Annotated in this window: 16 protein-coding genes; 8 read left to right on the forward strand and 8 right to left on the reverse strand. The window is 52.6% G+C overall.

What is annotated here, in order from left to right; genetic code table 11:
* Positions 1-11: 11 nt before the first annotated feature.
* From lptB to CWO84_RS18555, 5 genes are read right to left on the reverse strand one after another with little or no spacing between them, the layout of a single operon-like run.
* On the reverse strand, positions 12-737 hold the full coding sequence (gene lptB, locus CWO84_RS18535) for an LPS export ABC transporter ATP-binding protein (RefSeq protein WP_033157737.1): 726 nt from the start codon (positions 735-737) through the stop codon (positions 12-14).
* Positions 737-1,237, reverse strand: coding sequence for a lipopolysaccharide transport periplasmic protein LptA (lptA, locus tag CWO84_RS18540; RefSeq protein WP_033157736.1), 501 nt, complete (start codon positions 1,235-1,237; stop codon positions 737-739). The genes lptB and lptA overlap by 1 nt, the downstream gene beginning before the upstream one ends.
* Positions 1,224-1,790, reverse strand: coding sequence for an LPS export ABC transporter periplasmic protein LptC (gene lptC, locus CWO84_RS18545; protein WP_033157735.1), 567 nt, complete (start codon positions 1,788-1,790; stop codon positions 1,224-1,226). The genes lptA and lptC overlap by 14 nt, the downstream gene beginning before the upstream one ends.
* On the reverse strand, positions 1,787-2,320 hold the full coding sequence (gene kdsC, locus CWO84_RS18550; protein WP_051670155.1) for a 3-deoxy-manno-octulosonate-8-phosphatase KdsC: 534 nt from the start codon (positions 2,318-2,320) through the stop codon (positions 1,787-1,789). Before kdsC ends, lptC begins: the two co-directional genes overlap by 4 nt.
* A gap of 12 nt (positions 2,321-2,332) precedes the next feature.
* On the reverse strand, positions 2,333-3,307 hold the full coding sequence (locus CWO84_RS18555) for a KpsF/GutQ family sugar-phosphate isomerase (protein WP_084153354.1): 975 nt from the start codon (positions 3,305-3,307) through the stop codon (positions 2,333-2,335).
* A 144-nt stretch (positions 3,308-3,451) separates the two neighbouring features.
* Here CWO84_RS18555 and CWO84_RS18560 point away from each other — a divergent pair, with 144 nt between their 5' ends.
* From CWO84_RS18560 to hisD, 7 genes are read left to right on the forward strand one after another with little or no spacing between them, the layout of a single operon-like run.
* A complete protein-coding gene (locus CWO84_RS18560) occupies positions 3,452-4,270 on the forward strand; it encodes an ATP-binding cassette domain-containing protein (protein ID WP_033157734.1) in 819 nt (272 codons plus the stop codon).
* A gap of 17 nt (positions 4,271-4,287) precedes the next feature.
* Complete coding sequence (mlaE, locus tag CWO84_RS18565; protein WP_033157733.1) at positions 4,288-5,070, forward strand: lipid asymmetry maintenance ABC transporter permease subunit MlaE; 783 nt, start codon at positions 4,288-4,290, stop codon at positions 5,068-5,070.
* Position 5,071: 1 nt separating this feature from the next.
* A complete protein-coding gene (mlaD, locus tag CWO84_RS18570) occupies positions 5,072-5,536 on the forward strand; it encodes an outer membrane lipid asymmetry maintenance protein MlaD (protein ID WP_033157732.1) in 465 nt (154 codons plus the stop codon).
* Entirely contained in the window at positions 5,536-5,847 is a 312-nt protein-coding gene (locus CWO84_RS18575) for an STAS domain-containing protein (RefSeq protein ID WP_033157731.1), read from the forward strand. Before mlaD ends, CWO84_RS18575 begins: the two co-directional genes overlap by 1 nt.
* 33 nt (positions 5,848-5,880) lie before the next feature.
* Positions 5,881-7,146, forward strand: coding sequence for a UDP-N-acetylglucosamine 1-carboxyvinyltransferase (gene murA, locus CWO84_RS18580; RefSeq protein ID WP_033157730.1), 1,266 nt, complete (start codon positions 5,881-5,883; stop codon positions 7,144-7,146).
* 15 nt (positions 7,147-7,161) lie between these two features.
* Positions 7,162-7,791: an ATP phosphoribosyltransferase gene (gene hisG / locus CWO84_RS18585; RefSeq protein ID WP_033157729.1), complete on the forward strand. Its 630-nt coding sequence runs from the start codon at positions 7,162-7,164 to the stop codon at positions 7,789-7,791.
* A 2-nt stretch (positions 7,792-7,793) separates the two neighbouring features.
* Positions 7,794-9,095 carry a histidinol dehydrogenase gene (gene hisD, locus CWO84_RS18590; RefSeq protein ID WP_101054464.1) on the forward strand — a complete coding sequence of 434 codons (1,302 nt, stop codon included), beginning with the start codon at positions 7,794-7,796 and terminating at the stop codon, positions 9,093-9,095.
* A gap of 49 nt (positions 9,096-9,144) precedes the next feature.
* On the opposite strand, the gene CWO84_RS18595 is transcribed toward hisD, so the two are convergent.
* Positions 9,145-9,441: a BrnA antitoxin family protein gene (locus CWO84_RS18595; RefSeq protein WP_101054467.1), complete on the reverse strand. Its 297-nt coding sequence runs from the start codon at positions 9,439-9,441 to the stop codon at positions 9,145-9,147.
* Complete coding sequence (locus CWO84_RS18600) at positions 9,416-9,694, reverse strand: BrnT family toxin (RefSeq protein WP_101054470.1); 279 nt, start codon at positions 9,692-9,694, stop codon at positions 9,416-9,418. Before CWO84_RS18600 ends, CWO84_RS18595 begins: the two co-directional genes overlap by 26 nt.
* Before the next feature lie 536 nt (positions 9,695-10,230).
* On the opposite strand from CWO84_RS18600, the gene CWO84_RS18605 reads away from it, so the two are divergent.
* Positions 10,231-10,995 carry a hypothetical protein gene (locus tag CWO84_RS18605; RefSeq protein WP_101054473.1) on the forward strand — a complete coding sequence of 255 codons (765 nt, stop codon included), beginning with the start codon at positions 10,231-10,233 and terminating at the stop codon, positions 10,993-10,995.
* Between the two features lie 586 nt (positions 10,996-11,581).
* Here the strand turns inward: CWO84_RS18605 and CWO84_RS18615 are convergent.
* Positions 11,582-12,259 (reverse strand): laminin B domain-containing protein, encoded by a 678-nt coding sequence (locus CWO84_RS18615; protein ID WP_101054476.1) that lies wholly within the window; start codon positions 12,257-12,259, stop codon positions 11,582-11,584.
* Positions 12,260-12,561 lie beyond the last annotated feature (302 nt).

A 12,561-nucleotide genomic window follows, 5' to 3' on the forward strand; every position in this document is an offset into this window, starting at 1 on the left:
CTATTCGAATTTCATAAACTAAATTTCTCGCCCAGATACACTCTACGCACCTCTTCGTTATCCACCAACTGGCGCGACTGGCCTTCGGCGATAACCTTCCCATTGTTCAAAATATAAGCGCGATCGCAAATCTCCAAAGTCTCCCGCACTTTGTGCTCGGTAATCAAAATCCCGATACCGCGATGCTTCAAGTGCGCAATGATTTTTTGCAACTCCAGCACCGAAATAGGATCGACGCCGGCAAACGGTTCGTCGAGCAGAATAAATTGCGGCTCACTGGCCAAAGCTCGCGCAATTTCCACCCTGCGCCGTTCGCCACCTGACAAACCAAGCGCCACCTGATTACGTAAGTGGTTGATATTAAACTCTGTCAATAACTCATCGATCAACAACTCGATTTGCCCATCGGTCAAATCGGCCCGAATCTGCAATACCGCGCGTAAATTATCGGCCACACTCAATTTACGAAAGACCGAAGCCTCTTGCGCTAGATAACCGATTCCCAAGCGCGCGCGCCGGTGCATCGGATGATGCGTGATGCGCTGCTCGTCAAAAAAAATCTCGCCGCTATCGGCTTTGACCAAGCCCACCATCATGTAAAAGCTGGTGGTTTTCCCGGCTCCGTTCGGGCCCAACAAACCTACGACTTCCCCGGTGTCCACCCTCAGGCTGACCCCATCGACCACATTTCGATTGTTGTAGCGTTTAAACAGCTGTTCCGCAACCAATCGCGCCATTATTGCGCCTGCTTAGGCTTGGGTTTAATCACCGAGTGCACGCGCTTGCCGTCGGATTGCGCTTCACCCGCCTTCAGCAAGGAGTTCTTGGTATCGTACTCGATATACTCACTGGATTGTTTAGCATCGCCCTGCCAGACCGAGGCATTTTTCATAAATTTCAGCAAATTCTGGTCGGGGTAAAATTCGTTGATCAAGCCCTCCCCGTGCATTTCTTCCTTGCCCACCGCCGGCAACTGCTTGAATCGCGACGGTTTACCGGTAGCAATCAATTTGATAATCGCACCATCTTTCAGATAAACCACCAATTTATCGCCATCGATTCTGATCGTTCCCTGCGTAGCGACCACATTGCCGGTATAGGTGCTGATTTGCGCCTTTTCGTCGTAAACCGCATTATCCGAGTCGATATAGATGGGTTGTTCGGAATCCGACTCCAGACCAAACGCCATCCGCGCCGAGAATATCAGGCCTACACCGACCATTTTACTTAATTTCATAGCGACCTTTCACTTTGGACAACAATTTCAGGTGAATCGGACTAACAAAAGTCGCTTCCATTCCTACTCCCGCCGTTTTGTTGGGTGGGCTGATGATCTCCGTCCACGCCTGTGTCTCCGCATAATGGCTGGCGAGTTTTACTCGCAGATCCGATGTATTGATGGTCAGCGCCGAATTGGTTTTCGAGGCCTCCCGATTGATATAAGCACTACCGTTAAGTTGCAAATTATCGCCGTCCGCAGCCATCACGCCGCTGTCGGCCTTGATTAGCCAAGGCATCTGGTTGGGGTTATACAAAGTCATTACCGGCTTTTCCAGATGCGTACTGCCGTCGGCTTTAAAGTGCTGCATTTTTTCCGCGGCCAATTCGCTTTTCGGCACACCGTCGATATTCATTTCCTTTTTGAAATAACCCAAGCTAAAAAAATCCGGGCTATTTTCGACAATTTTCATTTCGGCGTCACGCTGTTCATTCAGCTGAACCAGCCACCATGACAACAATGCTGCCAAGCCGACATAAATAAAAATCTGTAGATTTTTCAGTACGGTCATAAATAGGTTTGCAGCACGCTGTCAAAGTTACCTTGGACTTGCATGATTAAATCGCATACTTCCCGAACCGCGCCTAAACCACCAGCCGTCTGTGTTTGCCAATGAGCATAATTCTTTAGCACGAAATTGGCATCTTGCACTGCCACCGCAAAACCCACTTGACGCATCACCGGCAAATCCAGAATGTCATCGCCGATATACGCCACTTGTTCCGGCGTTAGGACCAGACGCTGCAAAATTTCCGCGAACGCAGCCCGCTTGTTCTCGTGACCTTGGTAGACAAGCTCAACTCCAAGACTCTGCATACGCAGCGCGACCGAATTGGATTTGCGCCCGGAAATCACCGCTACTTCCACTCCGGTCTGACGCAACAATTTAATGCCATGCCCGTCGCGCGCGTGAAAACATTTGTATTCTTTGCCGTTATCGTCGAAAAATAAACGGCCGTCGGTCAGCACGCCATCCACATCCAGAATCAACAGCTTTAGCCGCTTAACAGCACTCAGTAATTGGGGGCTTAAATCGAACATCACTCGTCACTCTCAGACTATGCCTGCCCGCAGCAAATCGTGCATATTCAACGCGCCCAACAATTTTTGTTGGCTGTCGACGACCAGCAGGGCATTGATTTTTTTACTTTCCATGATTTGCATGGCTTCCGCCGCCAACATATCCACATCGATCACTTTACAAGGCCCCGTCATGACTTCGGCGATACGTGTCGCATGCACATCCAGATTTTTTTCCAACATGCGCCGCAAATCACCGTCGGTAAATATCCCGGCGACCCGGCCTTCGCCATCGACCACTGCGGTCATGCCCAGCTTCTTGCCGGTCATTTCCAACAAGGCATCGCTCACTAAAACGCTATCCGTCACCACCGGCACTTCACTGCCGCGGTGCATAATGTCGTTAACCTGTAACAACAAGCGTTTGCCCAAGCTACCGCCTGGATGCGACAAAGCGAAGTCGTCGCGGGTAAAACCCTTGGTTTCCAATAGCGACACGGCTAACGCATCGCCCATGACCAATGCCGCCGTAGTGCTGGCAGTCGGCGCCAAACCCAACGGGCAAGCCTCATGCTCGACAGCTACATTGATGTGCACACTAGCAAACCTGGCCAAGGCCGATTCGGGATTACCCGTCAACGCAATCAACGGCACGCCGAGTCGCTTAATAATAGGCAATATCGTCAGGATTTCTTCGGTTTCGCCGGAATTGGACAATGCCAGCACCACGTCCTGCCGGGTAATCATGCCAAGATCACCGTGACTGGCTTCTCCGGGGTGCACAAAGAAAGCCGGGGTGCCGGTGCTAGCTAGCGTCGCGGCAATTTTACCGGCAATATGCCCGGACTTACCCATGCCGGTGACAACCACACGGCCTTTGCAAGCCAGCAGCAACCGGCAGGCGCTGACAAATTGTTCATCGATGCGTGCAGCCAAGCCGGCAACCGCCTGCATTTCGGTCTGAATCACCGCCAACGCCAACGCCTGTATGTCTTGATCACAACCCACGGAAATTAACTCCACGCACCCAAACAAAAAGGAACCATTATTGCATGTTATTAACCGACTTTTCACCCCAAGTCATTGACTTATTCTCGGCCAGTCATAGAAAATAGCCTGTTCCCAATCCAAAAACTCTTTTGATTCCGGTAAATGGCCAATAGCGCAAGTCCTGAAGACAATATCGTTTCGATTAGCAACTTGAGCTTTTCCAGAGGCCCCAGGAAAATTTTCGACGCTGTCAGCCTGGAGATTCAGCGCGGCAAAGTCACGGCCATCATGGGCCCCAGCGGCACCGGCAAAACCACGCTTTTGAAATTGATCGGCGGCCAGTTGGCCCCGGATCGCGGCCAAATCCACGTGGACGGGCAAAATGTTCACCGCCTGAAACCTCGGGAACTCTACGAATTGCGCAAACGCATGGGCATGTTGTTTCAAAGCGGCGCGCTGCTCACGGATATGAGCGTCTATGACAATGTGGCGTTTCCGATGCGCGAACATACCCACTTGCCGGAATCGATGATTCGCACCTTGGTATTGATGAAACTGCACGCCGTCGGTTTGCGCGGTGCCCGCCATTTGATGCCCAACGAGTTGTCCGGCGGCATGGCTCGACGGGTAGCTTTAGCACGTGCCATCGCCCTCGATCCGCTAATGATCATGTACGACGAACCGTTTACCGGCCAAGACCCCATTTCCAAGGGCGCGCTGGTACACTTGATCAAGGCGCTGAACACCACTCTAGGCCTGACCAGCATCATCGTTTCGCACGACGTACAAGAAACTGCCGCCATCGCCGATTACATCTATGTCTTGTCGGGAGGCAAAATCATCGGCCAAGGCACCCCGCAAGAATTACAACAATCCGATTCGGAGTGGGTGCAACAGTTTATGCACGGTGATGCCGACGGCCCTGTACACTTTCACTATTCGGCGCCTGATTACCTAGACGATCTGCTGGCGAGCAAATAACCACCTTGTATTCAACCATGTTTCAATTTCTGCAAAATCTGGGAAAAGCCACGCGCAGCAGCTTTGCCAAGCTCGGCCGCGCTTCGTTTTTTCTGAGCCACACGCTGACCGGCATCAGCGACGTGCTGCCACGCCCCAACCTACTGATCAAGCAGGTCTATTCGGTAGGCGTTTTGTCGTTTCTAATCATCACCATCTCCGGCCTGTTCGTCGGCATGGTTTTAGGTTTACAAGGTTTTAATATTCTGTCCGACTTCGGCGCAGAGGAATCGCTGGGCGTGATGGTGGCCGCCTCCTTGGTACGCGAATTAGGCCCTGTAGTGTCGGCACTATTGTTTGCCGGCCGGGCAGGCTCGGCATTGACCGCCGAAATCGGCTTGATGAAGGCCACCGAACAATTGTCAGGCATGGAAATGATGGCCGTTGACCCGATCAAACGCATCATTTCGCCACGTTTTTTGGCAGGCTTTCTGTCCATGCCCTTGCTTGCCGCCTTGTTTAGCGCCATTGGCATCATGGGCGGCCACCTGGTCGGCGTGGGCATGCTCGGCGTTGATGACGGCGCGTTTTGGGCGCAGATGCAGGCTAGTATCGATTTTCAAGAAGATATTGTTAATGGCGTAATCAAGAGCGTGGTGTTCGGCTTCGTAGTGTCCTGGATTGCCTTGTTCGAAGGCTACGATGCGATCCCCACTTCAGAAGGCGTCAGCCGCGCCACCACCCGCACCGTGGTCAATTCGGCCTTCTCGGTACTGGCACTCGATTTCATTTTAACCGCACTCATGTTTGGAGACATTTAACATGCAGCATTCCAAAACCCAGGATACTCTGGTCGGTTTTTTTGTCGCCAGCGGCATCGCCGCCTTGTTTTACATGGCGTTGCAAGTCAGCAATCTAGGCAGCTACAGCAGCGACGACAGCTACACGGTCATCGCCCATTTTCAAAACAGCGGCGGCCTAAAAGTCAAATCCCCGGTGTCGGTCGCCGGCGTGCGCATCGGCCGGGTATCTGCTATCCGACTGGACAAGGACAGCCACGAATCGGTCGTGGAAATGCGCATCGAATCGCAATACAACAATCTACCCAGCGATTCCGGCGTGAGCATTTATACCGCCGGTCTGCTGGGCGAACAGTACGTCAGCCTGGACCCCGGCTCGTCGGACGAATATTTAAAGGATAAAAGTACCATCGACATCACCAGTTCCGCCATCGTGCTGGAAGAAATGATAGGCAAATTCATGTTGAACAAAGCGGAAGGCAAATAATGTCCAAGCTGACATTAACCGAACAGTCGCCCGGCCACTTTACCGTGGAAGGCAGCCTGACTTTTGCCAGCATCGACAAACAAACCTTGCAATCCTTCAAGTTTCTGAAAGGCATGGACAGCATGTGCATCGATCTAGCTAAAGTCCAGACCACCGATAGCGCAGGCCTGGCCTTGATGATCGAATGGATCAGGCTCAGCCGGATGGGCCGGGTCAAGCTGTCCTTCAAGAACATTCCGGCTCAGCTGCTGGCATTGGCCAAACTCAGCGGCTTGGACGAAACCGAATATTTTGCAACCCACACGCATTAAGCTGCATTCCAATTTACAAACCAATAAAAATCCATGGATAAATTACTGATTACCGGCGGCCAACCGCTACACGGCGAACTGAGAATCTCCGGTGCCAAAAACGCCGCCCTGCCAATTCTGGCCGCTACTTTATTGTCCGATGTGCCGGTCAGCGTCGGCAACATTCCGCATTTGCACGACATTACTACTACCATGGAATTGTTGGGACAAATGGGTGTGGGCCTGACCGTCGACGAAAAAATGAACATCGAAGTCGATACCAGCACCATTCACAAATACGAAGCGCCTTATGAACTGGTGAAAACCATGCGCGCCTCGATTCTGGTATTGGGACCCTTGTTGGCGCGTTTCGGCAAAGCCTATGTCTCGTTGCCCGGCGGTTGCGCCATCGGCACACGGCCTGTAGATATTCACATCGACTCGCTGCTGAAAATGGGCGCCGACATTACCGTCGAAGCCGGCTATATACACGCCAAGGTTAAGCGCTTGCAAGGCTGCCATCTGGTGCTGGATAAAGTCACCGTGACCGGCACCGAAAACATTCTAATGGCCGCCACACTGGCCGAAGGCGTGACCATCATCGAAAACGCCGCGAAAGAACCGGAAGTCACCGACCTGGCGCATTTTCTAAATAAAATGGGCGCCAAAATCACCGGCGTCGGCACCGATATTCTCACCGTGGAAGGCGTGGAAAGACTGGGCGTCGAAGGCTTGCATTACGACATCCTGCCCGACCGTATCGAAACCGGCACGTATCTGGTGGCCGGCGCGATCAGCCGCGGCCATGTAAAACTGAAAAACACCGACCCCAACACGCTGGATGCGGTATTGGTTAAATTAAAAGAAGCTGGCGCCGACATCACCTGCGGCGAGAATTGGATTGAATTGAATATGCACGGCAAACGCCCTAAAGCCGTCACCGTGCGCACCGCCCCCTATCCGGCGTTCCCGACCGACATGCAGGCACAATTTACCGCGCTGAATTCCGTCGCCGAAGGCGTAGGCCTGATTACCGAAACCGTATTCGAAAACCGTTTCATGCACGTGCAAGAACTGCAACGGATGGGCGCGCAAATCAAGCTGGAATCCAACACCGCCATCTGCACCGGAAGCGGTCAACTAAAAGCCGCCCCGGTTATGGCTACCGACCTGCGGGCATCCGCCAGCTTGGTGCTGGCCGGTCTAGTTGCCGAAGGCGAAACTTTGGTAGATCGGATTTACCATATCGACCGTGGCTACGATCATATCGAAGAAAAATTGTCACAACTGGGCGCTACCATTCGCCGCGTTCCTAACTAAATCACTCGCAAAACCATGTTGACCATTGCCGTATCCAAAGGCCGTATTTACGAAGAAGCCCTGCCGTTTCTGGAACAAGCCGGCATCACGCCGATTGACGATCCGGACAAGAGCCGGAAACTGATTCTGCAAACCACCCGCCCCGACGTGCAGTTGGTGATCATCCGCGCTACAGACGTGCCGACCTTTGTGGAGTACGGTGCGGCGGACTTGGGCATCGCCGGCAAGGACGTGCTGATGGAACACGGTGCGGAGAGTCTTTACGAGCCGCTGGATTTAGGCATCGCCGGTTGCCGCTTGATGACCGCCGGCCCGGTTAATGCCCCGGAAGTGAAAGGCCGCTTGCGGGTCGCCACCAAATACGTCAAAACCGCACAGCGTTATTACGCCAACTTAGGCATTCAAGCCGAAATCATCAAGCTCTACGGTTCGATGGAGTTAGCGCCGCTTGTCGGATTGGCCGATTGCATCGTCGATTTGGTCGATACCGGCAACACCCTAAAAGCCAACGGCCTGGAGCCACGGGAACTAATCGCCAACATCACCTCTCGACTAGTGGTGAATAAAGCGGCGATGAAAATGAAACATCAAGCCATTCAAGCACTCATCGATCAGTTCGAAACCACGTTGGCCCAGAGGGTGTAATCATGACTGCGATCAAGATGCTGCGCCTAGATAGCGCGGCAATCGACTTTGACAAACAACTGCAAGCCCGTTTGGCCTGGGATGCCAGCGATGATTTAGAGATACACAAACGGGTATTGGACATCATCGCCGACGTAAAAAAGCGCGGCGACAAAGCCTTGCTGGAATACACCAACCGCTTCGACGGCACCGCGTTTAAAGCCGCCTCCGAACTGGAACTGGACCGAGCTGCATTACAACAGGCCTGGGATACTTTACCCAGCACCCAAGCCATCGCCCTACAAACCGCCGCCGACCGAGTTCGCGCCTACGCCGAGCATCAAAAGCTGCAATCCTGGCAGTACACCGAACTCGACGGCACCGTGTTGGGCCAAAAAGTCACCGCACTGGATAAAGCCGGCCTCTACGTACCGGGCGGCAAAGCCGCTTATCCGTCTTCGGTCTTGATGAACGCGATTCCGGCGAAAGTCGCCGGCGTCGGCGAACTAATCATGGTAGTACCGACACCGCGCGGCGAAACCAATGCACTGGTATTGGCTGCGGCGCAGGTCGCTGGCGTCGATAGGGTATTTACCATCGGCGGCGCCCAAGCGGTCGCAGCTTTGGCTTACGGCACAGAGTCGATCCCGGCGGTGGATAAAATCGTCGGCCCCGGCAACATTTACGTCGCCACCGCAAAGAAACTGGTATTCGGCCAAGTTGGCATCGACATGATCGCCGGTCCTTCCGAAATATTGATCATCTGCGACGGCGAGACCAACCCGGACTGGATCGCGATGGATATGTTCTCGCAAGCCGAACACGACGAAAACGCCCAGGCCATTTTAATCAGCGATGATGCCGCGTTTCTGCAGCAAGTGGAAGCCAGCATCAACAAATTACTGCCGGACATGGAGCGCGCCGACATCATCCGCGCCTCCTTGACCGGCCGCGGCGCGTTTATTAAAGTCGCTAACTTATCCGAAGCCGCAAAGGTAGCCAATCGCATCGCCCCGGAACATTTGGAGTTGTCCGTGGCGGAGCCGGAAGCCTTGTGCGAGCAAATTCATAATGCCGGTGCCATCTTCATGGGCCGTTTCACCGCCGAAGCGCTAGGCGATTATTGTGCCGGCCCGAACCACGTCCTACCCACCTACAGCACGGCCCGCTATTCATCGCCGTTAGGTGTTTATGATTTCCAAAAACGCAGTAGTTTGATTAATTGCTCGGCGGTGGGCGCGCAGAATTTGGGGAAGATTGCTTCGGTGTTGGCGCGTGGGGAGAGTTTGACTGCGCACGCGCGGTCGGCGGAATTTAGGATTTAATCAACAAACTCGTAGAGCCGGAAATGCGAAAGCATTTCCGGCCTGCAAATTATGCTGGCGAATGATCCTTCAGCCATTCTTTCAAGGCATCGTTCATCCTAGTCTGCCAGCCTTTGCCGGTAGCACGAAACGCCTCCAGCACCTCTGCATCCAACCTAATCCCGGCAAATACTTTCGTTGAATCCTTACGTGGCCGGCCACCTTTAGGCCTAAGCATTTCAACTGCCTGTTCCGTCCCAAATAACTCGGCAAACACCTCGCCGGCCGGGCGCATTTGTTTAAAATCGGTTTCGGTCAATTCGCGGACTTCGCCGTCAGCATCAGTTAACGGTAATGGTTTTGCCATATTTACGGGCCTCTCTTAAATTTGCTTTTCGGAAACTAATCACGCGGATTCCACCGGTCACGGGAGTAAAACATAGGACATGTAGCCGCCCATCCAGATAACCAATCGCAACAAAACGTCGCTCCGGATAATCTTTACGAACATCTTCCGTTGCAATCGCGCTAGACCAATCGAAATCGGCCACTCGCTCGGAGCTTAAGCCACGTTCGAGGATATTTCTGGCGCTTTTTGCAGGGTCGAACTCGATGATCATGAGGCATTAACGTATAAACAAAAACTGGTTAGAGCAAGTTTTTGTTTATACGAAAAGTGATTTTGTGTCGCTAACGCGACGATTTTTGTATGTCGGGTCTCGGCCCGACAGCCGAGATACTTTCTTTTGCTTGGCCAAAAGAAAGTATCCAAAGAAAAGGCCACCCGACATTCCGCCTTAATCCTGCGCGTCTTGCTTTTGCCGAGGGTTTTCGGAAGGGGCTCCCAGCCCCTCCGAAAACGAGCGGCATCCTTGCCGCTCCCCTACGCGCTATTCTCGCCAAAAGCTGCGATGCTCGGGGCGAAATAGCGGGAACAAAACCATCCCGAATTTGAACGGAAAACCGATCCGTAAGGGTAGAGCTCCAAAATTTAGAATTTACAGACCCTAGAAAGCGTTTCAATCGCGAACGATACGCTTCAAGTTGCTGATCACAGACTAGCACCATGAGGACCAATCTTGACATCACGCCCTTGGCGGCTAAGATCGGCGGCGAATTAACGGAATCGCCGCTTTCGGGTGCCTAGGAGAACGCAATGCTCGACGACCTAAATAAGTCCATAAAAATCCAACTCTACGAACGGGTCAGCAGCCCTTTGCTGGCGTCGTTCGGCATCGCTTGGCTCGGCTGGAACTATCGCTTTGTCTTGGTGTTGCTCACGTCCGGATCGTATACCGAGAAGTTCACCTATATCGATGCCAACCTGTTCCCGACTTGTCGGCAAATCCTACTGACCGGCACGGTTTACCCGCTGGCGACTGCGTTATTCATGCTATTCGTTTATCCGGTTCCGGCGAAGTACGTGTACCGCTATTGGCGGGAGAGACAGCGGGAACTGAAAGAAATTCAGAAGCAGATCGACGACGAAACGCCGCTAACCAGGGAAGAAGCCAAACAGATTCGTCAGGCTGCACTTAAGGCAACGCTCGACCACGAAACCGAAATCCAAAAGCAATCCGACGAGATTGCGAAGCTGAAGGAGTTTATCAAGGGTTTGCAGCAAGAAAGCCCTAACCCACAACAAAAGGAGGAACTTACATTTTCTGAATCTCCTCCTGCTTTGAAGCTTGGGGAATCGCAAATTGATATGTTAGCTAAGATGGCTCAGACGGACCAACACTCACGAGAAGAAGAGGTCGTAAATAATGCATCGACAGACCGATTGAGGGCAAACTACGATTTGCAGGAACTAGTGAGTAAAAAGTTAGTTCAAAGGGAAGGAGCGTATGTAAATTTAACTCATAAGGGGCGGTCCTTCTTAATCGAAGGCGGTTACGTCAAGAGCAACTTGACCGAATGACCCATAACCCAGCCACTAACGGTGGGTGCGGGACAGTATCGGCTTGCGCACGGCAAGCTACGGAGACGGGTTTCTGCTAGGGACCTTGCTCATAAACCTAAAGACTGGCAAACACGATTGGCGCTTTTGTATCCCGGAAACCGAGCCAGCTTAGGCCCGATTAGCGTAGCGTAATCGGACGAATGAAAAAATAATAATCTCTTTATTTCCGAGATCCATTTATTGCGACAATCATACGGGAAAAGAGGATAAACAAACTGCGTCAGATTCCGCTGCCCGAATCGGGCCTACCAAACCGTCTTAATAGCGGGAGGGTTTTTCTCCCGTTTGCCGCGCCGAGCACCGGAGCTTTTGAACGGATTAGCCCGAAGGGGTGCGGCATGGATGCCGCACGTTGCCGAAGGGGCAGGAAGCCCCTTTCGGCAACCCCGTTCAAAAGCTTCGGAGCGCAGGGAACAAGCGGCATCCGGGCCGCCTTTTCTTTGGATACTTTCTTTTGGCGGAGCAAAGGAAAGTATCTCGGTCGTCGGTCCGAGAACCGACATTAAAACAAGCCGTCGCGCCAGCGACACAAGCACTTAACAACTTAGCGCAATACCCCATTGCGATTGAATGACCAAAATCCCGCAACCCCCACGCCAAACAACCAAAACGCCCCCGGTAGCGGCACCGTTTGCAACACTACATTATCCAGGCCGGCGGTTTCGATGATACCGTTGGTAAATTCGCCGTGAATGTACAACCCACTCAAATTGGACAGGACATTTTGAAAATCACTTTGACTGGCGAACACCCCGCCTGTGCTGCCCAGCCGCCATTCCGAGGAGGGCGCAAAAGTCAGACTGATATGAGTCCAGCTACTATCCGGCACGATGTTCGGGTCTCGTTTCCAGAGTAGGCGTTGGCCGTTGCCAACTAACATGACGTCGGTGGTTTGCCAATTGACATCGCCATCGCGATAAGTCAGATCGTAAGAAAGTCCGGTAGCACCGGTCTGCGCCCCCAGGAAAGCAGCGGGAGCGGAGAAGGTAAAATCGCCGCTGTCAGGGTCGGTGGCGGCCAGATAATTGCCGGGATTGCCACCGCCCGATACGTAACTGGGTTGGTATTGGCCGATGATCGAATAATTGTTCTGGCTGAAATCGGCAAAACTGACGATTTGCCAGTTCTCGCTGTCGACATCGAACGAACTGGACACGCTGGCGAGAATCGGCTGCGACGTCAACAATGCGATAGCAACAGGTAATAACTGTTTTTTGTTCATGAGGGGTACTCCCAAGGTAAAAGCCCGGCACGGGCAACGTGCTTGCTTGGCCACAAGGCTCAAGGCATTAGTGAAAATAGTCGCAATTTTTGTCGAGCCTCGTATCTCCGCCTTCAAATATTCCAAGCATCGGGTTGTTACCAGGCGCAATAAGGCTTAAGGACCTTGCAAATATTAGACGATTTGTAATTTCCCGGCGGGGATTACTCCAGTATTCCGCAGTAAGTACCTATCTCAGCTTTTAAACGGACATACGAGACAAGGCCCGCCTTTTTGTCGGCTAAATACAAATTAACTTCTAG

It is taken from the genome of Methylomonas sp. Kb3, from assembly GCF_002834115.1.
GTDB classification, from domain to species: domain Bacteria; phylum Pseudomonadota; class Gammaproteobacteria; order Methylococcales; family Methylomonadaceae; genus Methylomonas; species Methylomonas defluvii.

Excerpts from the sequence above, each read along its gene's own strand:
- lptB (WP_033157737.1), bottom strand. The coding sequence starts at position 737 with ATGGCGCGATTGGTTGCGGAACAGCTGTTTAAACGCTACAACAATCGA.
- lptA (WP_033157736.1), bottom strand. The coding sequence starts at position 1,237 with ATGAAATTAAGTAAAATGGTCGGTGTAGGCCTGATATTCTCGGCGCGG.
- lptC (WP_033157735.1), bottom strand. The coding sequence starts at position 1,790 with ATGACCGTACTGAAAAATCTACAGATTTTTATTTATGTCGGCTTGGCA.
- kdsC (WP_051670155.1), bottom strand. The coding sequence starts at position 2,320 with ATGTTCGATTTAAGCCCCCAATTACTGAGTGCTGTTAAGCGGCTAAAG.
- CWO84_RS18560 (WP_033157734.1), top strand. The coding sequence starts at position 3,452 with ATGGCCAATAGCGCAAGTCCTGAAGACAATATCGTTTCGATTAGCAAC.
- mlaE (WP_033157733.1), top strand. The coding sequence starts at position 4,288 with ATGTTTCAATTTCTGCAAAATCTGGGAAAAGCCACGCGCAGCAGCTTT.
- mlaD (WP_033157732.1), top strand. The coding sequence starts at position 5,072 with ATGCAGCATTCCAAAACCCAGGATACTCTGGTCGGTTTTTTTGTCGCC.
- CWO84_RS18575 (WP_033157731.1), top strand. The coding sequence starts at position 5,536 with ATGTCCAAGCTGACATTAACCGAACAGTCGCCCGGCCACTTTACCGTG.
- murA (WP_033157730.1), top strand. The coding sequence starts at position 5,881 with ATGGATAAATTACTGATTACCGGCGGCCAACCGCTACACGGCGAACTG.
- hisG (WP_033157729.1), top strand. The coding sequence starts at position 7,162 with ATGTTGACCATTGCCGTATCCAAAGGCCGTATTTACGAAGAAGCCCTG.
- hisD (WP_101054464.1), top strand. The coding sequence starts at position 7,794 with ATGACTGCGATCAAGATGCTGCGCCTAGATAGCGCGGCAATCGACTTT.
- CWO84_RS18595 (WP_101054467.1), bottom strand. The coding sequence starts at position 9,441 with ATGGCAAAACCATTACCGTTAACTGATGCTGACGGCGAAGTCCGCGAA.
- CWO84_RS18600 (WP_101054470.1), bottom strand. The coding sequence starts at position 9,694 with ATGATCATCGAGTTCGACCCTGCAAAAAGCGCCAGAAATATCCTCGAA.
- CWO84_RS18605 (WP_101054473.1), top strand. The coding sequence starts at position 10,231 with ATGCTCGACGACCTAAATAAGTCCATAAAAATCCAACTCTACGAACGG.
- CWO84_RS18615 (WP_101054476.1), bottom strand. The coding sequence starts at position 12,259 with ATGAACAAAAAACAGTTATTACCTGTTGCTATCGCATTGTTGACGTCG.